Genomic DNA, 21,144 nt, shown 5'->3' with positions numbered 1-21,144 from the left:
ATGATGGCCGGGACACGCCGTACGGAGCAGGAGTTGCGTACCGATCACCGTCGACCATTGGCGAGAGGTCGGCATGGGCCGGTAGTGTTCGGCATTGTCGAACGGCGGCAGTGGACGTCGCGAGCGGCGGTCTAAGGGGATGGAGGCAGTACGGCGATGGCACGGAACATCCAGTCGCTCGAACGGGCGGCGGCGATGCTGCGGCTGCTCGCGGGCGGCGAGCGCCGGCTCGGCCTGTCGGACATCGCCTCGTCGCTGGGCCTCGCCAAGGGCACCGCACACGGCATCCTGCGCACCCTCCAGCAGGAGGGTTTCGTCGAACAGGACGACGCTTCCGGGCGCTACCAGCTGGGCGCCGAGCTGCTGCGCCTGGGCACCACCTACCTCGATGTGCACGAACTGCGGGCGCGCGCCCTGGTGTGGACGGACGACCTGGCCCGGTCCAGCGGCGAGAGCGTCTACCTGGGGGTGCTGCACCAGCACGGCGTCCTGATCGTGCATCACGTCTTCCGGCCCGACGACAGCCGGCAGGTCCTGGAGATCGGGGCCATGCAGCCGCTGCACTCCACGGCCCTGGGCAAGGTCCTGTCCGCCTACGACCCGGTGGCCCACAGCGAGGCCATGGAGGCGGACCGCAAGGCCTTCACCGAGCGCACCGTGTGCGATCTCGACGCCTTCGAGCACATCCTCGACCTCACGCGCGCGCGTGGTTACGCGGCGGACGTGGAGGAGACCTGGGAGGGCGTCGCCTCCCTCGCCGCCCCCATCCACGACCGGCGCCGCATGCCGGTGGGCGCGGTCGGCATCGCGGGGGCGGTGGAGCGGCTGCGCCGGGACGGTGAGATGCGGCCCGAGCTGATCGCGGCGGTACGCGACTGCGCCCGCGCGGTGTCGCGGGATCTGGGCGCCGCGCGGTTCTGAGCGGCACCAGCAACGAGAACCGGGATGCCGGACGGCATCCCGGGCACAGGCATGCCCAGGGGCCGCGCACCGGGAACGGGCCCCGGAACCGTCATGGAGATCGACAACTCGGGGCAGTCAATAACGATCGCGCTTCCGGCAACCAAACCCTTGACGCATCCGGGGCGCCGGGCAAGACTCCCGTCCATCGGTCGGCATTGCCGAACAGTAACCGGCAAACGCGTTAGAGTGTGACAACGCCAAGGGCCGGCATCGCTCTCACCCCCTGAGGGCGCCGATCCCCGGTGGGACCCGGGGATCGGCACCCTGGACGAAGGACAAAGGAGTCGCGGGTGTCCAGCTCCGACATCTTCATCGGCGAGACCATCGGTACCGCCATACTCATCCTGCTCGGCGGCGGCGTGTGCGCCGCCGTGACGCTCAAGGCCTCCAAGGCCCGTAACGCCGGCTGGCTCGCCATCGCCTTCGGGTGGGGCTTCGCCGTCATGACGGCTGTGTACATAGCGGGACCCCTTTCCGGGGCCCACCTCAACCCGGCCGTGACCGTGGCCCTCGCCATCAAGGACGGCGAGTGGAGCAACGTTCCGGTCTACTTCGCCGGAGAGTTCCTCGGCGCGATGCTCGGTGCGACGCTGGTCTGGATCGCCTACTACGGCCAGTTCCAGGCCCACCTCACCGACAAGGAGATCGTCGGCGGTCCGGGCGCACAGGCCACCGCCGCCAAGTCGGTCGAGGCCCAGGAGCAGGGCGCGGGCCCCGTGCTCGGCATCTTCTCCACCGGTCCGGAGATCCGGCACACGGTGCAGAACCTCGCCACGGAGATCGTCGGCACCGTCGTCCTGCTGCTCGCCGTGCTCACCCAGGGCCTGAACGACGCGGGCAACGGCCTCGGTGTACTGGGCGGCCTGATCACGGCGCTCGTGGTCGTCTCGATCGGTCTGTCGCTGGGCGGCCCGACCGGTTACGCGATCAACCCGGCCCGTGACCTCGGTCCGCGCATCGTCCACGCCCTGCTGCCGCTGCCCAACAAGGGCGGCTCGGACTGGTCCTACGCCTGGATCCCGGTGGTCGGTCCGCTGATCGGCGGTGCCCTCGCGGCCGGAATCTACAACGTCGCCTTCGCCTAGGCGACCACATCGCCCCGAAGCGCGAATCTTGTAGTAGCGCCGCACACCCAGCCCCGTAATCAAGGACAACCAGGAGCACACAGTGACCGACGCCCACACCGCCGGCATCGCCTCCCACGGCCACGGGCCGTTCATCGCCGCCATCGACCAGGGCACCACCTCGTCCCGCTGCATCGTGTTCGACCGCGACGGCCGCATCGTCTCCGTCGACCAGAAGGAGCACGAGCAGATCTTCCCCAAGCCGGGCTGGGTCGAGCACGACGCCACGGAGATCTGGACCAACGTCCAGGAGGTCGTCGCCGGAGCCATCGAGAAGGCCGGCATCACCCGCGCGGACATCAAGGCCATCGGCATCACCAACCAGCGCGAGACCACCGTGCTGTGGGACAAGAACACCGGTGAGCCCGTCCACAACGCCATCGTCTGGCAGGACACCCGCACCGACGCCCTGTGCCGCGAGCTCGGCCGCAACGTCGGCCAGGACCGCTTCCGCCGCGAGACCGGCCTTCCCCTCGCCTCCTACTTCGCCGGGCCCAAGGCCCGGTGGCTGCTCGACAACGTCGACGGTCTGAAGGAGCGGGCCGAGGCGGGCGACATCCTCTTCGGCACCATGGACACCTGGGTCATCTGGAACCTGACCGGAGGCGTCGACGGCGGCCACCACGTCACCGACGTCACCAACGCGTCCCGCACCATGCTGATGAACCTGCACACCATGCGGTGGGACGAGAAGATCGCCGAGTCCATCGGCGTCCCGCTGGCGATGCTGCCGGAGATCCGCTCCTCCGCCGAGGTCTACGGCGAGATCACCGGCGGCAAGCTGGGCGACCTGCTCGGCGGCATCCCGGTCGCCTCCGCGCTCGGCGACCAGCAGGCGGCCCTGTTCGGCCAGACCTGTTTCTCCGAGGGTGAGACCAAGTCCACCTACGGCACCGGCACCTTCATGGTGATGAACACCGGCGACAAGATCATCAATTCCTACAGCGGCCTGCTCACCACGGTCGGCTACAAGATCGGCGACCAGGACACGGTCTACGCCCTGGAGGGGTCGATCGCCGTCACCGGTTCGCTGGTGCAGTGGATGCGCGACCAGATGGGCCTGATCTCCACCGCCGCCGAGATCGAGACCCTCGCCCTGTCGGTCGAGGACAACGGCGGCGCCTACTTCGTGCCGGCCTTCTCCGGTCTGTTCGCCCCGTACTGGCGCTCCGACGCCCGCGGTGTGATCGCCGGACTGACCCGGTACGTCACCAAGGCGCACCTCGCGCGCGCCGTACTGGAGGCCACCGCCTGGCAGACGCGGGAGATCGCGGACGCCATGACGAAGGACTCCGGTGTGGAGCTCACCGCCCTCAAAGTCGACGGCGGCATGACCTCCAACAACCTGCTGATGCAGACGCTCTCGGACTTCCTGGACGCCCCCGTGGTGCGTCCGATGGTCGCCGAGACCACCTGCCTCGGCGCCGCCTACGCCGCCGGCCTCGCCGTCGGCTTCTGGAACAGCACCGACGACCTGCGCGCCAACTGGCGGCGGGCCGCCGAGTGGACCCCCCGCATGGACGCGGAGACCCGCGACCGTGAGTACAAGAGCTGGCTCAAGGCCGTCGAGCGGACCATGGGCTGGCTCGAGGACGAGGAGTAAGAACCGTCATGACCACCCAGTCCACCCTGCAGTCCGTGCCTGCCCTGGGGACGCGCCCGGCGTCCGGCTCGAACCCGAGCCGTGCCGAGACCCGGGAGCAGCTCTCCAAGGCGTCGTACGACCTTCTCGTGATCGGCGGCGGCATCCTGGGCATCTCCACCGCCTGGCACGCCGCGCAGTCCGGCCTCAGGGTGGCCCTGGTGGACGCCGGTGACTTCGCCGGCGCCACCTCCTCCGCCTCCTCCAAGCTGCTCCACGGCGGTCTGCGCTACCTGCAGACCGGTGCGGTGAGGCTGGTGGCGGAGAACCACTTCGAGCGCCGTGCGGTCTCCCGCCAGGTGGCCCCCCACCTGGCGAACCCGCTCACCTTCTACCTCCCCGTGTACAAGGGCGGGCCGCACGGCGCGGCGAAGCTCGGCGCCGGCGTCTTCGCCTACTCGGCGCTGTCCGCCTTCGGCGACGGCGTCGGGCACCTGCTCTCGCCGGCCAAGGCGGCGCAGGACGTGCCGGAGCTGCGCACCGACAACCTCAAGGCCGTGGCCGTGTACGGCGACGACCAGATGAACGACGCGCGCATGGCGCTGATGACGGTCCGCGCGGCGGCCGAGTCGGGCGCGGTCGTCCTCAACCACGCCGAGGTGACGGGCCTGCGGTTCACCAGGGGCCGGGTCACCGGCGCCGAGCTGCGCGACCGTCTCTCCGGCGACGAGTTCGGCGTCAGCGCCCGGCTCGTACTGAACGCGACCGGTCCCTGGGTCGACCACCTGCGCCGTATGGAGGACCCCGGTGCCGCGCCGTCCATCCGGCTGTCGAAGGGCGCGCACCTGGTCCTGAAGCGGACCTCCCCGTGGAGGGCCGCGCTGGCCACGCCGATCGACAAGTACCGGATCACCTTCGCCCTCCCCTGGGAGGACATGCTGCTGCTCGGCACGACCGACGAGGAGTTCGAGGGCGACCCGGCGGATGTCGCGGTCACCGAGAAGGACACCGCGCAGATACTCGACGAGGCCGCGTTCTCCATCCGCGACCAGCAGCTCGACCGCGATCTGATCACGTACGCCTTCGCCGGTCTGCGGGTGCTGCCGGGCGGTCCCGGGGACACGGCAAAGGCCAAGCGGGAGACGGTCGTCACCGAGGGCCGGGGCGGCATGCTGTCCGTCGCGGGCGGCAAGTGGACCACGTTCCGCCACATCGGCCGCACGGTGATGCAGAAGCTCCAGGCGCTGCCCGGCCACCCGCTGGGCGAGAACCACGAACCGGTCTCGTCACTGCCCAGGAAGCTGCCCCTGCCGGGTGTGGCCAACCCCCGCGCGGTGGCCCACCGGCTGCTGGTGGACGGGCCGGCGCCCGGCCCGCGCATGGCGGCGGACACCGCCCGGCACCTCGCCACCCACTACGGGTCGCTGGCCTTCGACATCGCCCGCCTGGCGAACGAGGACCCGGCGCTGGCCCGGCGCGTCCACCCGGACGCCCCGGAGATCTGGGCGCAGGTCGTCTGGGCCCGGGACCACGAGTGGGCCGAGACGGCGGACGACGTACTGCGGCGCCGTACCACGCTGACGATCCGGGGCCTGGCCACGGACGAGGTCCGCGCGAACGTCCAGGACCTGCTCGACAAGAAGTGACCGCGCCCCTCCCCGGGGAGAGGCCTCCCGGAGCGGCGCTCCGGGAGGCCCTGTGCCCTCGGCACCGGCCGGGTCCGGACCTCCCCGCAGGAGCATCACGCGGGCGGAGTCCATGTCCCTGGGGAGACGGCTCCGCACGCGGTGCGGCTGGAGATGCGTTCGGACGGCGGACGTGCGTGCCTGGCTCCCGCTCCGCACCTGGCGCGGTCCTCGCCCGTGGGCATCTCCACCGTCCGGCACGCCGCGCGGCATGCGTTCACATCCTTCCCGGCGTCACATCGCCGAGCACGGGATGCGATTGGCTCCGGAAGCCGGAAGTGATCCGCGCCCTGCGCACCGGGTGCCCGCGGATCGCGCAGGGGTGTTTCCCCGTGCGCGACGGGGCAGTGATGGGGGCACTCCCCCGGTTGAAGGGGGCTGCGGGCGCCCTCCGGGCACGCCGTAAGGTTGGGGCGTACGCGAGGGCACGTCGGAAGGAGGCGCTGGGTGATCGAGCTCGAGGGGGTTCCCGAGCTGGTCGACCCGGTCATGGTGGCCGCGTTCGAGGGCTGGAACGATGCCGGTGACGCAGCCTCCACGGCGGTCGCGCATCTGGACAGGGAGTGGAAGGGCGAGGTGTTCGCGGCGCTGGACGCCGAGGACTACTACGACTTCCAGGTGAACCGCCCCACGGTGTTCATGGACGGCGGTGTCCGCAAGATCACCTGGCCGACGACGCGGCTGTCGGTGGTCAGGGTCGGCGGCGACACACCACGGGATCTGGTGCTGGTCCGCGGCATCGAACCGTCCATGCGGTGGCGTTCCTTCTGCAACGAGATCCTCGGCTTCGCGCACGAACTCGGGGTGGAACTCGTGGTCGTCCTCGGCGCGTTGCTCGGGGACACGCCGCACACCCGTCCGGTCCCGATCAGCGGCACGACGTCCGATGCGGACCTGGCCCGCCGCATGGATTTGGAGGAGACCAAGTACGAGGGTCCCACGGGCATCGTCGGCATCCTCCAGGAGGCGTGCACCCACGCCGGCGTGCCCGCGGTGTCGCTGTGGGCGGCGGTCCCCCACTACGTGTCGCAGCCGCCGAACCCGAAGGCCACCCTGGCTCTGCTCAACCGGCTGGAGGACCTGATCGACGTGCGGATCCCGCTGGGTGAACTCCCCGAGGACGCACGCGCCTGGCAGGTCGGGGTGGACCAACTGGCCGCGGAGGACACCGAGGTGGCGGAGTACGTCCAGTCACTGGAGGAGGCCCGGGACACCGCCGAACTGCCGGAGGCGTCCGGCGAGGCCATCGCCCGCGAGTTCGAGCGCTATCTGCGGCGCCGTGACGGGGCGTCGGGCCCGCCCGGCGGACATGCGACGGCGGACGGTTCGGACGCTCCGCCGTACCGGCGGGACACCCCGGGCGGCCGCTCCCGGCCGCCGAAGCCGCCGAAGCCGGGGGCGGACACGGACTCGGACGGCGAGGAGTCGTCGGAGGACTGAGCCGGGTCGGCCGGACACGGCAAGGGCGCCTCACCCCGCGCGGGGTGAGGCGCCCTTGCCGTGTCCGGCCGGTCTCTAGAGCGCCACGCCGAGCAGTGCGTCCACCGCACGGGAGACGACGCCGGGCGCGCCGGTGTCGGTACCTCCGCTCTCCTCCTGGAGCAGGGTCCAGCGGTCCACGGCGGCCAGCGCGGCCGGGGCGTCCAGGTCGGCCGCCAGGGCGTCGCGGATCTCCTCGACCAGCGCGTCGGCGGGCGGTCCGTCGGGGCGGGAGACGGCGGCGCGCCAGTGTTCCAGGCGGGTCACCGCGTCCTGGAGGACCTGGTCGGTCCACTCCCAGTCGGCGCGGTAGTGGTGGGCCAGCAGCGCCAGCCGGATCGCCCCCGGGTCCACACCGTCGCGCCGGAGCGCGGACACGAAGACCAGGTTGCCCTTGGACTTGGACATCTTCTCGCCGTGCAGGGCCACCATGCCGGCATGGACGTACGCCTTGGCCATGGGGAACTCGCCGGTGAGCACCTGGGCGTGGGAGGCGCCCATCTCGTGGTGCGGGAAGACCAGGTCGGAACCCCCGCCCTGGACGTCGAAGCCCATGCCGAGATGGTCGAGGGCGATCGCCACGCACTCGATGTGCCAGCCGGGGCGGCCCCGGCCGAGCGATCCGCCGTCCCAGCTCGGCTCGCCCTCACGGGCGGCCATCCAGAGCATCGGATCGACCGGATTCTTCTTTCCCGGACGCTCCGGGTCGCCGCCGCGTTCGGCGGACAGCAGCCGCATGGCTGCCGCGTCGAGGTTCGAGACCTGGCCGAAGTGGGGGTCGGACTCGACGGAGAAGTAGATGTCGCCATCGATCTCGTAGGTCGCGCCGAGTTCGCGCAGCCGTTCGACCAGGGGAACGATGCCGGGTATCGCTTCCACCGCGCCTATGTAATGCCGCGGCGGCAGCATGCGCAGGGCCGTCATGTCCTCACGGAACAGGGCGGTCTCCCGCTCGGCGAGCACGGCCCAGTCGAGGCCGTCCCGGTCGGCCCGCTCCAGCAGCGGGTCGTCGACGTCCGTGACGTTCTGGACGTAGTGAACCTGCCGCTTGGTGTCGAGCCACACGCGCTGCACGAGGTCGAAGGCGTTGTAGGTCGCCGCGTGACCGATGTGGGTGGCGTCGTAGGGGGTGATGCCGCAGACGTAGATACGGGCGACGGGACCGGGGTCCAGGGCGATCGGGCCCCCGGTCGCGGTGTCGTGGATCCTCAGGTCGCGGCCCTGACCGGGCAGGGCGGGGACCTCGGAAGCGGGCCAGGCATGCATGTCACGAGCGTAACCGGACCGGAGTTCCGGATACGAACCGGAGGAGGCCGGACGACCGAGAAGGCGCTCTTGCGCGGCCCCGCGCGGTGTGTCTCCGTCCGTGCGTGTGCGGCGGATCACGCGGTGCGGCACGCGGTTGCGGCACGCGGTGCGGCACACAGTGCGGCACACGGTTGCGGCACGCGGTTGCGGCACGCAGTGCGGCATCCGCCGGAGCACGCGGTGGGGCACACACTGGAGCAACGCGGTGGAGCACGCGCGGTGGAGCACGCGCGGTGGAGCACGCGCGGTGGAGCACCCGCGGTGGAGCACCCGCGGTGGTCAGACCGGCGGCCAGGGGATGGCCGGCCAGTCGGTGCCCGGCTGCGGGTGGACGCCCGTGGCGAGCAGGGACGCGACGCGGGCGCGCGTGGCGTCGATCTCCGCGGGGGTGATCAAGGGGGTCAGAGCGGCGGTGAGGGAGCCGTTGGCCGTGAGGGCGCTTCTCATGGCCTCGAGGACGTCGAGGGCTTCCGGGGTCAGGGGCTCCCCCGCCCAGCCCCACAGCAGCGTGCGCAGCTTGTCCTCGGTGTTGAACGCGACCCCGTGGTCGATGCCGTACAGCCGTCCGTCCTCCGTGGGCAGCAGATGCCCGCCCTTGCGGTCGGCGTTGTTGATCACCGCGTCGAACACGGCCAGCCGGCGCAGCCGCTCGTCGTCGGCGTGCACGAGCAGCGCGGTGCGGCCCTCACCGGCGTCCGCGAATCCGATCGCCTTCCAGCCCGGCCCGGGCTCCTCGGCGTCCACCAGGGCGAGGAGCTCCGCGCCCGGAGCGGTCTCGATCCACAGCTGGCACATGCCCTCGCCGTACGGTCCGTCCCGCAGCACGGTGGGCGGTACGAGCCCCCAGCCGGCCGCCTGGGACACCTCGTACGCGGCGACCTCGCGCCCGGCGAGCGTCCCGTCGGGGAAGTCCCACAGGGGCCGCTCCCCGGCGACCGGCTTGTAGACACAGGCCGCCTCGCGTCCCTCGTGGGTGACGGTGCAGTACAACGCCGCGTTCGACGCCTCACGGATACGTCCGCGCACCGTCAGCTCGCCCTGGGCGAGCAGCACGGCGGCGGCCGGGTCGACGGTCGTCACGCTCCGCGGCGGTATCCGTTCTGGCGCGGACATACGTGTCCCTCCGGATCGAGCGGGAGACTGCACAGCGGACACGGCGGCCGCCCCGCGTTGACGACGTCCAGGGCGCGCTTGGCGAAGGCTCGCGCCTGCGCGCCGGTGAGGCGGACGCGGAGCATCGGGGGCCCGTTCTCCTCGTCCTGCAGCAGCCGCTCCTCGGCCTCGGCGAGGTCCTCCTCGGAGTCGGCGTCCAGCTCCACGAGTGCCTGCGCCTCGACGATCATGCGCTCGTCCTCGCCGTCCCAGGCGAGTGCCATGGTGCCGACCCGGAACTCCTCCTCGACGGGAGCGTCCAGCGGGGCGGTGTCGGCGACCTCGGTCGGCGGCACGGCCGGCACCGGGGCACTGCCTCCGCTACGGCGTACGACCTCGTCGAGCAGTTCTTCCATGCGCTCGGCGAGCGCGGCGACCTGGGTCTTCTCCAGGGCCACGCTGGTCACCCGGGAGCCGGCGGAGGCCTGGAGGAAGAACGTACGGCGCCCTGGCAGTCCGACCGTACCGGCCACAAAACGTTCCGGCTGGTCGTAGAGGAACACCTGACGGGACACGTCCTGTCTCCATATGAGAGTCGTGGGAACGGGTGGCTGTTCGGACGGGAACGCAACGCTGCGACCGCTTCACCCTACTGCGGCCGACGATCACGGTGCGCCCGCGTCGCCGCCGACCGTGGCGTCGTCGGCGGGCGCCTCCTCGCGCGGCACCAGCGACCCGAAGTCGCCGGTGTCGCCGAGGCGGACGAGAAACGGACGCAACCGTGTGTAACGGATCGCGGTGATGGAACACGGTTCCACGGCGATCCGCTGGAAGAGGTCGAGATGAAGTCCGAGTGCGTCCGCGACGAGCGACTTGATGATGTCGCCGTGCGAGCACATGAGATACACGGCGTCGGCGCCGTGATCGCGCTCCACGCGGGCGTTCCACTCGCGCACCGCCTCGGCGGCGCGCGTCTGCATCGCCCGCATGGACTCGCCCCCGGGGAACGCCGCCGACGACGGGTGCGCCTGCACGACGTCCATCAGGGGTTCGTCCCGCAGTTCGGCGAGCTTGCGGCCCGTCCAGTCGCCGTAGTGGCACTCTCCGATGCGTTCGTCGGTGTGCGCGGTCAGGCCGGGGCGGGCGTCCAGCAGCGGCCGGATCGTCTCCTGGCAGCGCTGGAGCGGGCTCGCGACGATCTCGGCCAGCGGCAGCTCCGCGAGCCGTCCGGGCAGTGCGGCGGCCTGCGCGGCCCCGCGGTCGTCGAGGGCCACACCGGGCGTCCAGCCGGCGAGCAGTCCCTCGGTATTGGCGGTGGAGCGTCCGTGCCGGACCAGGATCAACGTGGGCATGCGGCCCAGGGTAGGCGTACGGGTACGTGTGGTGTCCGGGTAGGACACCGGTGGGATGTTCCGGGTATGAGAGGGGAAACCGCTTCGTGATCGTCGACTGTGCCATTTACCGGGAGGGCCGGCGGTCGGAGGGGCCGCTCGACTTCTCCGACGCGCTGGACGAGGCGCGGTCGGCCGGGGGCTTCGTCTGGATCGGGCTGCACGAACCGTCGGCGGACGAGTTCGACCTGGTCGCGCAGGAGTTCGGGCTGCATCCGCTGGCGGTGGAGGACGCGCTCAAGGCCCATCAGCGGCCCAAGCTGGAGGTGTACGACGACTCGCTCTTCGCGGTGCTGAAACCGGTGGTGTACGAGCCGCGGAGCGACACCGTCTCGTCCGGCGAGATCATGATCTTCCTCGGTGACTCGTTCGCGGTGAGCGTACGGCACGGGGAAGGCTCCCCCTTGGCGGCGGTACGGGACCGGCTGGAGCGGGAGCCGGAACTGCTGGACGAGGGGGCGACGTCGGTGCTCTACGCGGTCGCCGACGCCGTCGTCGACCACTACCTCGAGGTGGCGACCGAACTGCAGACCGATCTGGAGGAACTGGAGACGGAGGTCTTCACCCCCGACGCCGGCGGCTCGCGGTACACCGCGTCCCGGATCTACACCTTCAAGCGGCAGATCCTGGAGTTCCGCCGGGCCACCGGGCCACTGACCCCGCCGATGGCCCGGCTCGCGGGAGTCGGCACGTACGGGGGGAAGGTGCCGTTCGTCGAGAGCAGCACGCGGCCGTTCTTCCGTGACGTGCACGATCACCTCACCCGGGTGAACGAGTCCGTGGAAGGGCTGGACCGGCTGGTCTCGGACGTCCTCTCCGCGCATCTCGCCCAGGTGGGCGTGCAGCAGAACGACGACATGCGGAAGATCTCCGCCTGGGCGGCCCTGGCCGTGGTCCCGACGATGATCGCCGGGATCTACGGGATGAACTTCGAGCACATGCCGGAGCTGCGGTGGGAGTGGTCGTATCCGGTGGTGATCGCGGCGATGGGCATGCTGGAGGTGTTGCTGTACCGGATGTTCAGGCGGCGGGGGTGGATGTAGCCGACGGTGCGGTGGGATCGGTCGGGCGGCTTCCGGTTCCGGGGCCGCCGGGCCGGTCAGGCGGCTTCCGGTTCCTGGGTCGCCGGGCCGCCCAGGGCGTTACGGCGGTCGGGCGTCCTGAGGGAGACCATGCGGCGCCAGCCCGCCAGGCGTTCGTAGGCGTACACCGCGTGGATGCCCGCCGCGAGGGTCGCCGCCCTGGGCCGGGACCAGTTCAGGATGCGGCCCATGTGCGCCATCACCGCGAGGCTGACATCCCGGTAGACGCGGATCTCCGCCAGCGCGCACTCGCGCAGGGTGCGCTGGATGGCCCGGCCGTGGCCGGCGTACGCGAAGCGCAGCAGTTCCTCGTGGCAGTAGGCGAGGTGGCTGTCCTCGTCGTCGGAGATCATCCTCACCGCGCGGCCGAGGTCGGGGTGGTCGGCGAAGTGCTTGCGGAGCAGGTCCATCTGCTCCGAGGCACGCTGTTCGGTGACCCTGCTGTGGGCGAGGTACGTGACGATGTCCTGGACCGTGAGCGGCTCGTCCCGTTCGAGGCGGCGGTGGGCCAGGCCGATGCCGTTGCGCTCCAGGAGCATCGTGTAGTCGGTGTCCGCGGGGACCGGGACGGGTTGCAGACCGCGCTTCTTCAGCAACGCGTTGAAGATCCGGCCGTGCTTGTCCTCGTCCGCGCCGTGCCGGGTGATCTTGGGAGTGAGGGCGCGCTGGCTCTCGGGGACCAGCGCGGCGATGCGGGCGTTCTCCCAGCCGCCCTGTGACTCGCCGCTCGCGGCGATGGAACAGAACAGTGCGAACGACTCGTCGTTGTCCAGGATCTCCTGGAACAGGCTCTTCGCCGAAAGCATGATGGGCCGCCTCTCCGCGCGCGTCCGCTTCCGCAGTACTGCGCTGTCTCCTGCTTGGGTCCCGCAAAGAACGAGTCAAGTGCGCGGGAGCGGGTGCGGCAACAGGCGTGTCCGACAACTGCGCCAAAAGGAGTACGTGTGGCGGTGTGTGGGGGTGGGGTGGGGGGGTGGTGGGGGCGCGTGAGTGCGGTCGGGCGTAACCATGGGGGCGGACGGGCGTTGTTGTGGGTGACGGCCGTGGCGGGGTGGACCCCCGAGCCCCCACCACGGCCGTAAGAACCTCTCCGCCCCTCGCCCGGAGCGGGCCGGTCAGGCCAGGCCCGCGCGCTCCAGGGCCTCGGTGCCGGCGCGGAGCGACGCGAGACGCTCGTCGAGCGTGAAGCCGGCCGGGGCGAGCGTGAGGGTGGTGACCCCGGCGGCGGCATAGGCCTTCATCCGGTCGGCGATACGGTCCACCGAGCCGAGGAGGGTCGTCTTGTCGATCAGGTCGTGCGGGACGGCGGCCGCCGCGCCCTCCTTGTCGCCGGACAGGTACTTGTCCTGGATCTCCGCCGCCTCCCGCTCGTAGCCCATGCGCTGGGCGAGCTGGTTGTAGAAGTTCTGCTTCCGGCTACCCATGCCGCCGACGTACAGCGCGGTGTACGGGCGGAAGGTGTCGGCCAGGGTGGTGACGTCCTTGTCGTCCCCGACGGCGAGGGGCAGCGTGGGACAGATGTCGAAGCCGTCGAGGGTCTTGCCGGCCTTCTCGCGTCCGGCACGGATGTGCTGGACAGCGGTGTCCTCGAGATGGTCGGCGGACGGGAAGATCAACAGAGCACCGTCGGCGATCTCACCGGTCTGCTCGAGGTTCTTCGGGCCGATCGCGGCGATGTAGAGGGGGATGTGCTCGCGCTGGGGGTGCACGGTGAGCTTGATCGGCTTGCCCGGGCCGCCGGGGAGGGGGAGGGTCCAGTGCTCGCCCTCGTAGGAGAGGCGCTCGCGGGTCATGGCCTTACGGATGATCTCGACGTACTCGCGGGTGCGGGCGAGGGGCTTGTCGAACTTGACGCCGTACCAGCCCTCGGAGACCTGGGGGCCGGAGACGCCGAGGCCCAGGCGGAAGCGGCCGCCGGAGAGGGAATCGAGGGTGGCGGCGGTCATCGCGGTCATGGTGGGCTGACGGGCCGGGATCTGGAAGATGGCCGATCCGACGTCGATGCGCTGGGTCTGGGCGGCCACCCAGGTGAGCACGGTGGCGGCGTCGGAGCCGTAGGCCTCTGCGGCCCAGCAGACCGCGTATCCGAGGCGGTCCGCCTCCTGGGCCACGGCGAGGTTGTCCGCGTCCATTCCGGCGCCCCAGTAGCCGAGGTTGATCCCTAGCTGCATGCCGTCTCCCCTTACCGATGAGTAACGTCGCTTGTGCGCCGACCTTATACCTCCGGCGGTCCCCGAGCCCGTGTCCACCACCGGTGCCTTCCTGACGGGGTCACCGGTTGTGTGCCTGCGGCACCGGTGCCCATCCCGGCGGGGGCCGTCGTTTTGTGCCTGTGGCACGGGTGACTGTCCCGTAGGGGTGCGAGTTCTGTGCCTGAGGCGTCGGTGCTCTGCCGGCGGAGAGGTCGTACCCGGCGGGGGCCGGCGGTTCGTCCGCATGGCTGCCTGTCCGGTGGGGGTGCGGGTTCTGTGCCTGCGGCGCAGCTTTCGGTCCGGTGGGGGCTGGGTAGCGCCCACGTCTTCGGCAACGCGACCGACGGCGCCGGGCCGCCCATCGGCGAGGGCAGGCCGGAGGGGCACGTCCGGGGTCCGGCACCGGCGCGTCCCGCCCGGGCCGGATCCCTCGGGGCCGCAGAGTCCGATCGGTTCGGTCGGCACGGCGCCGGACCGCCTGGTCAAACGGCCCCGGTCAGACGGCCCCGGTCAACGCGTCGGCCCAGTGGGCCGGTCGGCCGGTGTCGGGCGAGTCGGCGGGGCGCCCGCACCGAGGCGCTCCAGGCAGGCGCCCGTGACGGCGAGCGCGGCCGCCATGATGCTCAGCTGGGGATTGACCTCCGGGCAGCTCGGGAGGACGGACGCGTCCGCGACGAGCACACCCCGTACCCCGCGCAGTCGCCCCTCCGCATCGGCCGGGGCGCGCTGCGGGTCCGCCCCGGCCGCCGCCGTACCGGTCGGGTGAAAGGCCGACAGATGCAGGGCACGCGGCCCGGTTTGGCTCAGCACCTCGTCGAGTTCCGCCAGGGTACGGACGCGGGGTGCGGCCGGGATGCCGGTGAGCACCTCCGTGGCCCCGGCGGCGAAGAGGACCGCGCCCATGGCACGCACGGACCTGATCAGCCGGGCGCCGTCGTGCCTGTCGAGGTCGTACCTGATCAGGCCGCCCCCACGGCCGAGGACGCGGCCCGAGGGCCGGTCCCCGATCATCGCACCCAGGGTGGCCAGGTGGCCGGTGCCCTCCAGTTCCTGCCGCAGCTCCCGCCCCAGGCCGGGCAGCACGAAGCTGCCCATGCCGGGCGGGGCGGCAGTCGCCTCGATGAGGATGCCGTCGGTGTGCAGTTCCTCCACGCCCGCGCTCTGGAGGACGCCGCGCCAGGAGGTGACCTCCTCCTCGAACCGGCCCGCCACGCTGGTGGCCGGATGGACGCTGAGGTTGCGGCCCAGCCGCGGATGCCCGCCCAGACCGGAGCGGCGCAGCAGCGGCGGCGTCTGCAGCGCCCCGGCGGCGGACACGACCAGCGGGGCCAGGATCTCCGTCTCTCTCCGGCCGCCGTCCCGGCTCCGTATGCGCACCCCGACCGCCCGTGGCCCGCCCGGCAGGTCGCCGTCCACCAGGATCCGCGACACCCTGGCACCGGTGACGATGCGTGCCCCGGCCGCGCAGGCGTCGGGCAGCACCGACAGCTGCACACTCTGTTTGGCTCCGGTCGGGCAGCCCACGACGCACTGGCACGAGCCCAGGCAGCCGGGGGCGTTGCGGCGCAGCGGGGCGGCCCGCCAGCCCAGCCGTTCCGCTCCGGCCAGGGCCAGCCCGCCGTTGCGTCCCAGGACGTCCAGCGGCTGGGTGGCCACCCGCAGGGTGCGCTCCACCTCGTCGAGGAGTGGGCCGAAGCCCTCGGCGAGCCGGAAGCCCGACCGGGCGCTCCAGCGGCGCAGGACGTGCTCCGGTGTGCGGTAACAGGTGCCGGAGTTGATCACGGTGGTGCCGCCCACCGCGCGTCCCTGCGGCAGCAGCAGCGGCGGACTGCCGACGGCGACGCCCGAAGCGCCGTCACGGTACAGGTGGGTGAAGCGCTCCAGTGGCGGCCGGCCGGCGAACCATGCGGTGCTGTAGTGCTCCCCCTCCTCCACGACCACGACGTCCAGGCCGGCCAGCGCCAGTGTCCGCGCGGCCATGGCGCCGCCCGCTCCGGAGCCGATCACCACGGCGTCGGCAGTACTGCGCGCCGGCCAGTGCCCAGCGGGTGTGCAGTCGAGGGGCGGGTCCGTCGGCGGAACGATCCGCGGGGCGGCGGACGGGGCGACGGAGGCGGTGGCCGACGGGACGGTGGACGCGGTCGCCGACGGGGCGGCGGACGCCTGCTCGTGCAGCATCCGTTCCGTGCCCGCGGCCAGCAGCACCGGCATCTTCACCACGTCCAGCAGCCCCACGATCGCGGGATGCGCGGACAGCGGGGTGAGCACCGCCTCGCGTTCGTCGACCGAGAGTGCCGCCAACCGACGCCCGGTCCTGGCCAGGGCAAAAGCGTCCAGGGCAGCCGCGGCCGCGCGCAGCGCGAACCGCGTGCGGCCCGGCATCGCGGCCACCACCTGATCCACCCGCTCCCCCACTCGGGCCGACCACGGCTCGGTGCCGTCGTCGGCGAGCAAGGCCGCCGCGAGAGAGGTCAGGCTCACCGGTCACCCACCTCCGCATGCGCGGTGCCCTTCAGCGTCCACTGCGCCTCCCGGCACCAACGGCCCCGCCACCGCTCCACGAGAACCTCGGCGTCGGCGGTCTCGCTGTTGCTGCACACGGCCGGACTGCCGTCCGGATCCTGGTAGTCCAGGGCCAGGGTCCGGTCCGGGGGCTGAGTGACCTCCACCCGGATCCGGCGCAGTCCTGCGCGTCCCGCCACGGTCCAGGTGGGCAGGCCGATCCGGGCCCTGAAGCGGCCCGGTCCCATCCACCCGACCGCTCCCCGCTCGACACGACGCGGCCAGGTCCTGCCGCCCTGGCGCAGACGCAGGAAGACCAGCGGAGGCAGCGAGCGCAGCCCCGGGCGGGTCGAGACCGCGGCGACGATCTCCAGGACGTCCCCGCCGCCGAGGTCCGCGTGGAGCCAGGCCCAGCGGCGGGCGTTGCCGTGACCGTAGATGCGGGCGGAGGCGCCCTGGGCGCCGCGAAGGGCGAGGGTGTGGCCGTCGTGGGTGAACTCGCCGTCGTAGGAGGCCCGTCCGGTCGGCAGCATGTGCGCCGCCGGCAGGAGGGGCCGCCGCCACGACCAGCGGGGGAAGGTGAACAGCGGCGGCGCCTCGGGGCGTTCGGTGACGTCCCAGGAGAATCCGCCCGCCGTGCCAACGAGCCGCCCCGGAGCCACGAACACCCCGGCGGCGGCGAAGCCGGCTCCGGTGCCGACTCCGGTGCCGGCTCCGGTGCCGACTTCAGTGCCGGCTCCGGTGCCGACTTCAGTGCCGGCTCCGGTGCCGGCTCCGGTCTGGGGATTCCGCTCCGAGTCCGGCTCCGTGCCGCACTCGGAATCCGTCCGTGTCTCCGGCCACGGCACCGGACCGAAACGGGCATGCCGTGGCGGGCCGTCGTGCGGGAAGGCGGCCACCCAGCCGTGGGCGAAGGCCCGTGATCCGTCGGCGGGAGCGGTGAGTTCGTGATGCAGCCAGATGCCGGTGCCGGTCTCCGGATCGGTCAGGGTCGTGTACCAGACCTCCGTACGGCCCGCGGTTCCGTCCCAACGCGGCGCGAGATGACGGTCGTACGCCGTCTGCCCCGCTCCCGCTGCGCTTCCTGCGTCCGCCCCGACCACCGCCCCCGCTGCCCTCTCGGTGGCACCCGCCTGTCCCAGCCGCTCGGCGTGCGGGAAGCGGAAGCTCGCGAGGAACGGGACGAGGCCCGTGGCGGCGGGGAAGCGCAGGGTGCCCTCGCCGACACGGGCGCCGTCCTCGTACACGCTGAACGGCAGGACGGTCATCGAGGCCACCGGCCTGACGGGTGTGACCGACTTCCAGCCGTCCAGTTCCAGACGGCGGCCGCCGGCGGTGAACGACAGCCGGTAGCGGATACGGCGCCGCGCGAGCGGCGATATCTCCAACTCACCCGTGGCATGCGGGTCGTCGGCCAGTCCCGCGATCCGGATCCGGCCCTCGGCCCGCGCCCGGGTGGTCGCCCAGGGGCGCAGCACACGGTCGGCCCGTACGCGCAGATCCAGCCGTATCCGGTGTTCCTCACCCGCCAGACGGACGGTGCCGAGCATCGTCTCGCCGAAGCGTGTGCCCCTCATTCGCCCTCGCCCCCGAGCATGATCAGCTCGGTCTCCAGCAGATAGTCCTCGGCCGCCGTGTGGGCGGCTCCTCCGTCACCCGCCACCACCGCCTCGACCACCGGCGCCAGCCGGGCGTGCGCGGCGGCCGGGTTGGTGAAGGGCGCCACGAGCGCGGAGCGGACGGGAAGGTAGGCCTGGAACAGAGTGTTCGTCAGGAGTACGTACACACGGTTGCCGGTCGCCCGGGCCAGGGCACGGTGCACCTCGATGTCCGCGAGCTGCACGGCGTCCGCGTCCCCGGCCTCGGCCACCGCCGTCAGCAGTGCGCGCAGCTCTCCCTTCTGCACCGCCGTGGCGCGTGCGGCAGCTTGTTCGGCGATCAGCGCGCCGATACTGCGCCGCACTTCGAAGACCTCACCGATCCATCCGGAGCTGTGCCGCACCAGCATCGGCAGCAGGTCCGCCCCGCCCAGGCGCGCGTAGTCGCGGACGCGGGTGCCCACGCCGTGCCGGGTTTCAAGCAGTCCGGCCTGGACGAGCCGGCCGAAGGCGTGCTTGAGGGTGGTGCGGGTGACGCCGTACCCGTGTGCCAGTTCCCGCTCGGGCGGCAGGTACCCGCCGACCGGGTGCCGGCCTGCGAGAATGTCCTCGCGCAGCCGGTCCTCGAGCACGTCCACGATCGTCTGACGAGGCAGCGCCTCCACAGCATCCCTCCCGGGCACGGGTACACGGCGACACCACGGGAGCCTGTATGGCTCAGTGGCTGAGCCACTCAACCAGTGGGAGCGAGGGCGGTCAACCCTTCGAGCGGTACGAGCCTGACGCGAACCGTACGGAACGCATCGGCGACCGGGGGGCAGCCCGCACGCGCCGACCCCGCGCGCCGACCGGCACCGGACCCGCCAGCGAGACCGGAGGACCGGCACCGGCAAGGAAGACCGGGGGCATGCCGGTCGCCGGCTGCTCCTCCGACCGCTTCGGCTCCGCGCGCGTCGCCACCCTCTGGTTCACGCTCACCGCCGTCGGCGTCCACCTGCTCGCATCCACATGCCGCCGACCGTCACCTTGCGGGCGCCCTCCGGGGCCGGGGACAGGGCGTCGTACGAGGCCCTTGCACGGGCTCCTGCGCCCGATCCCGCCTCGGTCTGCGCGCTCCACCGGCGTTCGGACGCGTGCCACGCCGGATGGCGGAGGGCCCGGAGACCGGTCCTCCTCCCAGTGGCCGGAAGAACGGCCGCTGGGCGGATACGCGTCCGCGCCGCGCTCCGTAGCGTCCACCGCGTGAACAGCGGCAAGGAGCTGAGGATCTGATGAGACATTCGGCGGTGAAGGCTACGGGCCGGGAGGAGTCGGCCGGCGGAGCGGAGGACGGCTCGCCGGACCCGGCCGTCCGCGTGCGCGGACTGCGCAAGTCCTACGGCACGTTCGAGGCGGTACGCGGACTCGACCTCACGGTACGGCGGGGCGAGGTGTTCGCGCTCCTCGGGCCGAACGGCGCCGGCAAGACCACGACGGTGGAGATCCTGGAGGGCAGCAGGCACCGCAGCGGCGGCGACGTCCGGGTCCTCGGCGCCGACCCGGCGCGTCCGACGTCCGCGTGGCGGGCACGCATCGGCCTGGTGCTTCAGGCCTCGCGGATGCCGCCCGAGCTGACCGTGCGGGAACTGGTCGCTCGCCACGCCGGCTTCTACCCGGCGCCGCGCGACGTCGACGAGACGATCGAGCTGATCGGGCTGGCCGGCAAGCGCGACTGCCGGGCGGGGAGGCTCTCCGGCGGGCAGCAGCGGCGGCTGGACGTGGCGCTGGCTCTGGTCGGCGACCCCGAACTGGTGTTCCTCGACGAGCCCACGACGGGCTTCGATCCGGCGGCGCGCCGCCAGGCCTGGTCCATGATCGAGGCGCTCCGGGACCTCGGCAAGACCGTCTTTCTGACCACCCACTACATGGACGAGGCGGAGGCCCTGGCGGACCGGCTCGCGGTCGTCGTCGGCGGACGGGTGGTGGCGGAGGGCACCCCCGCCACGCTCGGCGGACGGGAGACGATGCCCTGCGAGATCCGCTTCCTCCGGCCGGAGCGGATCGACCCCGGCCTGCTCGAGGGTGCCACCCCGGCGGCGGCCGGCGAGCCGGTGACGCTGCGCGCCGCGGATCCGGTCGGCAGACTCGGTCCGCTCATGGACTGGGCCCGGGCCAACGGCACCGGCCTGCCGGGACTCGAGGTGCGCCGGCCGTCCCTCGAAGACATCTATCTGGCCGTCACCGAGAAGGCGGGCACGAACCGCGGGGAGGATGCGCGATGAGCACCGCTGTCGGAGCGCTGCTGCGGCGCGAGACCGCCTGCGCGGTCAAGGTCGTGCTGCGCAACCCGCAGACCGCCTTCCTGGTCGTCGTCCTGCCGCTGCTGTACCTGTTCGTACTCGCCTCGATCTTCGACGGCGAACAGGTCCATGCCCCGGACCGCCCCTGGACTCTTGACGTCTCCACCATCATGACCGCCTCGGTGGTGGTCGTCGGAGTGGTCTCCGCCGCGTTCCAGAACCTGGCGATGACCCTCGTCGAGGACCGCGAGTACGGCGTGCTCAAGCGCCTGCGCAGCACGCCTGTGCCCGCCCCGGTCTTTCTCGCGGGGCATGTGGTGACCGCCACGGTGATGTCGGTGGTGCTCGCCGTGCTCGTCGTCTGTCTGGGTGTGCTCGTCTTCGACGTGCCGTTCCCGGGGGCGCGGATCCCGGCGGCCGCCGTCACCGTGCTCGCCGGAACGCTCGCCTGCTGCCTCGTGGCGATCCCGTTCAGCGCCCTGGTCAGGAGTGCCTCGGCGGCCCTGCCCATGGCTTTCGGGACCGGCCTGACGCTGTTCTTCCTCTCCGGGAACTTCTTTCCCGGGAAGGACCTGCCTGTGGCGATGCAGCGTGTCGCGGACGTCTTTCCGGTCCGGCACTTCTTCCTTGCCATGCTGACCGCGTTCGACCCCCACACCACAGGCGCCGGATTCGAGTGGGGCCACCTGTCGGTGCTCGCGATCTGGGCGGCCGCGGGTGCCGTGCTCTCCGTCGCCGTCTTCCGTTGGACACCCACCGGGGAGAAGTGATCCCACGGTGCCTCGGGGATCAGGGGCGTGCCGGGATGATCCGGGTGGGCTGGGCCGACCCGGAGTGAGCCGGGGTGAGCCCATCCCACGGTGCCTC

The 21,144-nt window shown here is 72.0% G+C and carries 17 protein-coding genes; 8 read left to right on the top strand and 9 right to left on the bottom strand.

What is annotated here, in order from left to right:
- The first annotated feature begins 156 nt into the window (after positions 1 to 156).
- The 5 genes from ACIF9R_RS00775 (at position 157) to ACIF9R_RS00755 (ending at position 6,794) form a co-directional block, all read left to right on the top strand.
- Positions 157 to 921, top strand: a complete 765-nt coding sequence (locus tag ACIF9R_RS00775) for an IclR family transcriptional regulator (protein ID WP_399972374.1) — start codon at positions 157 to 159, stop codon at positions 919 to 921.
- Between the two features lie 332 nt (positions 922 to 1,253).
- The gene (locus ACIF9R_RS00770) at positions 1,254 to 2,048 is read left to right on the top strand and encodes an MIP/aquaporin family protein (protein WP_399972372.1); all 795 of its coding nucleotides are present in this window, start codon (positions 1,254 to 1,256) and stop codon (positions 2,046 to 2,048) included.
- Between the two features lie 82 nt (positions 2,049 to 2,130).
- On the top strand, positions 2,131 to 3,690 hold the full coding sequence (gene glpK, locus ACIF9R_RS00765) for a glycerol kinase GlpK (RefSeq protein WP_399972370.1): 1,560 nt from the start codon (positions 2,131 to 2,133) through the stop codon (positions 3,688 to 3,690).
- An 8-nt stretch (positions 3,691 to 3,698) separates the two neighbouring features.
- Positions 3,699 to 5,315 (top strand): FAD-dependent oxidoreductase, encoded by a 1,617-nt coding sequence (locus tag ACIF9R_RS00760; protein ID WP_399972367.1) that lies wholly within the window; start codon positions 3,699 to 3,701, stop codon positions 5,313 to 5,315.
- A 486-nt stretch (positions 5,316 to 5,801) separates the two neighbouring features.
- Complete coding sequence (locus ACIF9R_RS00755) at positions 5,802 to 6,794, top strand: PAC2 family protein (protein ID WP_399972365.1); 993 nt, start codon at positions 5,802 to 5,804, stop codon at positions 6,792 to 6,794.
- Between the two features lie 75 nt (positions 6,795 to 6,869).
- On the opposite strand, the gene mshC is transcribed toward ACIF9R_RS00755, so the two are convergent.
- The 4 genes from mshC to ACIF9R_RS00735 all read right to left on the bottom strand — a co-directional run bounded on the left by mshC (position 6,870) and on the right by ACIF9R_RS00735 (position 10,585).
- Complete coding sequence (mshC, locus tag ACIF9R_RS00750; protein ID WP_399972362.1) at positions 6,870 to 8,099, bottom strand: cysteine--1-D-myo-inosityl 2-amino-2-deoxy-alpha-D-glucopyranoside ligase; 1,230 nt, start codon at positions 8,097 to 8,099, stop codon at positions 6,870 to 6,872.
- Between the two features lie 321 nt (positions 8,100 to 8,420).
- Positions 8,421 to 9,254 (bottom strand): SCO1664 family protein, encoded by an 834-nt coding sequence (locus ACIF9R_RS00745; RefSeq protein ID WP_399972359.1) that lies wholly within the window; start codon positions 9,252 to 9,254, stop codon positions 8,421 to 8,423.
- Positions 9,218 to 9,808 carry a DUF3090 domain-containing protein gene (locus ACIF9R_RS00740; RefSeq protein ID WP_215205950.1) on the bottom strand — a complete coding sequence of 197 codons (591 nt, stop codon included), beginning with the start codon at positions 9,806 to 9,808 and terminating at the stop codon, positions 9,218 to 9,220. Before ACIF9R_RS00740 ends, ACIF9R_RS00745 begins: the two co-directional genes overlap by 37 nt.
- A 90-nt stretch (positions 9,809 to 9,898) precedes the next feature.
- Positions 9,899 to 10,585: a histidine phosphatase family protein gene (locus ACIF9R_RS00735; protein ID WP_399972356.1), complete on the bottom strand. Its 687-nt coding sequence runs from the start codon at positions 10,583 to 10,585 to the stop codon at positions 9,899 to 9,901.
- An 86-nt stretch (positions 10,586 to 10,671) separates the two neighbouring features.
- On the opposite strand from ACIF9R_RS00735, the gene ACIF9R_RS00730 reads away from it, so the two are divergent.
- Positions 10,672 to 11,667, top strand: a complete 996-nt coding sequence (locus ACIF9R_RS00730) for a magnesium and cobalt transport protein CorA (protein ID WP_399972353.1) — start codon at positions 10,672 to 10,674, stop codon at positions 11,665 to 11,667.
- A gap of 56 nt (positions 11,668 to 11,723) precedes the next feature.
- On the opposite strand, the gene ACIF9R_RS00725 is transcribed toward ACIF9R_RS00730, so the two are convergent.
- The 5 genes from ACIF9R_RS00725 to ACIF9R_RS00705 all read right to left on the bottom strand — a co-directional run bounded on the left by ACIF9R_RS00725 (position 11,724) and on the right by ACIF9R_RS00705 (position 18,663).
- A complete protein-coding gene (locus tag ACIF9R_RS00725; RefSeq protein ID WP_399972350.1) occupies positions 11,724 to 12,512 on the bottom strand; it encodes a ferritin-like domain-containing protein in 789 nt (262 codons plus the stop codon).
- A gap of 309 nt (positions 12,513 to 12,821) precedes the next feature.
- Positions 12,822 to 13,877, bottom strand: a complete 1,056-nt coding sequence (locus ACIF9R_RS00720) for an LLM class F420-dependent oxidoreductase (protein WP_399972348.1) — start codon at positions 13,875 to 13,877, stop codon at positions 12,822 to 12,824.
- Positions 13,878 to 14,408: 531 nt separating this feature from the next.
- The gene (locus ACIF9R_RS00715) at positions 14,409 to 16,379 is read right to left on the bottom strand and encodes a GMC family oxidoreductase N-terminal domain-containing protein (protein WP_399972346.1); all 1,971 of its coding nucleotides are present in this window, start codon (positions 16,377 to 16,379) and stop codon (positions 14,409 to 14,411) included.
- Positions 16,376 to 17,977, bottom strand: a complete 1,602-nt coding sequence (locus tag ACIF9R_RS00710) for a hypothetical protein (protein WP_399972343.1) — start codon at positions 17,975 to 17,977, stop codon at positions 16,376 to 16,378. Before ACIF9R_RS00710 ends, ACIF9R_RS00715 begins: the two co-directional genes overlap by 4 nt.
- Positions 17,974 to 18,663 (bottom strand): FadR/GntR family transcriptional regulator, encoded by a 690-nt coding sequence (locus ACIF9R_RS00705; protein ID WP_399972340.1) that lies wholly within the window; start codon positions 18,661 to 18,663, stop codon positions 17,974 to 17,976. The genes ACIF9R_RS00710 and ACIF9R_RS00705 overlap by 4 nt, the downstream gene beginning before the upstream one ends.
- Positions 18,664 to 19,269: 606 nt before the next feature.
- Between ACIF9R_RS00705 and ACIF9R_RS00700 the strand changes: the two genes are divergently transcribed.
- A complete protein-coding gene (locus ACIF9R_RS00700; RefSeq protein WP_399972338.1) occupies positions 19,270 to 20,259 on the top strand; it encodes an ABC transporter ATP-binding protein in 990 nt (329 codons plus the stop codon).
- Positions 20,256 to 21,047, top strand: a complete 792-nt coding sequence (locus ACIF9R_RS00695; RefSeq protein WP_399972335.1) for an ABC transporter permease — start codon at positions 20,256 to 20,258, stop codon at positions 21,045 to 21,047. Before ACIF9R_RS00700 ends, ACIF9R_RS00695 begins: the two co-directional genes overlap by 4 nt.
- Positions 21,048 to 21,144 lie beyond the last annotated feature (97 nt).

Origin of the sequence: Streptomyces sp. NPDC086080, from assembly GCF_044540255.1 — a bacterium.
Lineage (GTDB): Bacteria > Actinomycetota > Actinomycetes > Streptomycetales > Streptomycetaceae > Streptomyces.
Note: the sequence above shows the minus strand (reverse complement) of the source record. Positions and strands in the feature narration are given on the sequence as shown.

What these genes read in the sequence shown, in the direction of transcription:
- ACIF9R_RS00775 (WP_399972374.1), top strand. Translation starts at nt 157, where the DNA reads ATGGCACGGAACATCCAGTCGCTCGAACGGGCGGCGGCGATGCTGCGG.
- ACIF9R_RS00760 (WP_399972367.1), top strand. Translation starts at nt 3,699, where the DNA reads ATGACCACCCAGTCCACCCTGCAGTCCGTGCCTGCCCTGGGGACGCGC.
- mshC (WP_399972362.1), bottom strand. Translation starts at nt 8,099, where the DNA reads ATGCATGCCTGGCCCGCTTCCGAGGTCCCCGCCCTGCCCGGTCAGGGC.
- ACIF9R_RS00745 (WP_399972359.1), bottom strand. Translation starts at nt 9,254, where the DNA reads ATGTCCGCGCCAGAACGGATACCGCCGCGGAGCGTGACGACCGTCGAC.
- ACIF9R_RS00735 (WP_399972356.1), bottom strand. Translation starts at nt 10,585, where the DNA reads ATGCCCACGTTGATCCTGGTCCGGCACGGACGCTCCACCGCCAATACC.
- ACIF9R_RS00725 (WP_399972350.1), bottom strand. Translation starts at nt 12,512, where the DNA reads ATGCTTTCGGCGAAGAGCCTGTTCCAGGAGATCCTGGACAACGACGAG.
- ACIF9R_RS00720 (WP_399972348.1), bottom strand. Translation starts at nt 13,877, where the DNA reads ATGCAGCTAGGGATCAACCTCGGCTACTGGGGCGCCGGAATGGACGCG.
- ACIF9R_RS00710 (WP_399972343.1), bottom strand. Translation starts at nt 17,977, where the DNA reads ATGAGGGGCACACGCTTCGGCGAGACGATGCTCGGCACCGTCCGTCTG.
- ACIF9R_RS00700 (WP_399972338.1), top strand. Translation starts at nt 19,270, where the DNA reads ATGAGACATTCGGCGGTGAAGGCTACGGGCCGGGAGGAGTCGGCCGGC.
- ACIF9R_RS00695 (WP_399972335.1), top strand. Translation starts at nt 20,256, where the DNA reads ATGAGCACCGCTGTCGGAGCGCTGCTGCGGCGCGAGACCGCCTGCGCG.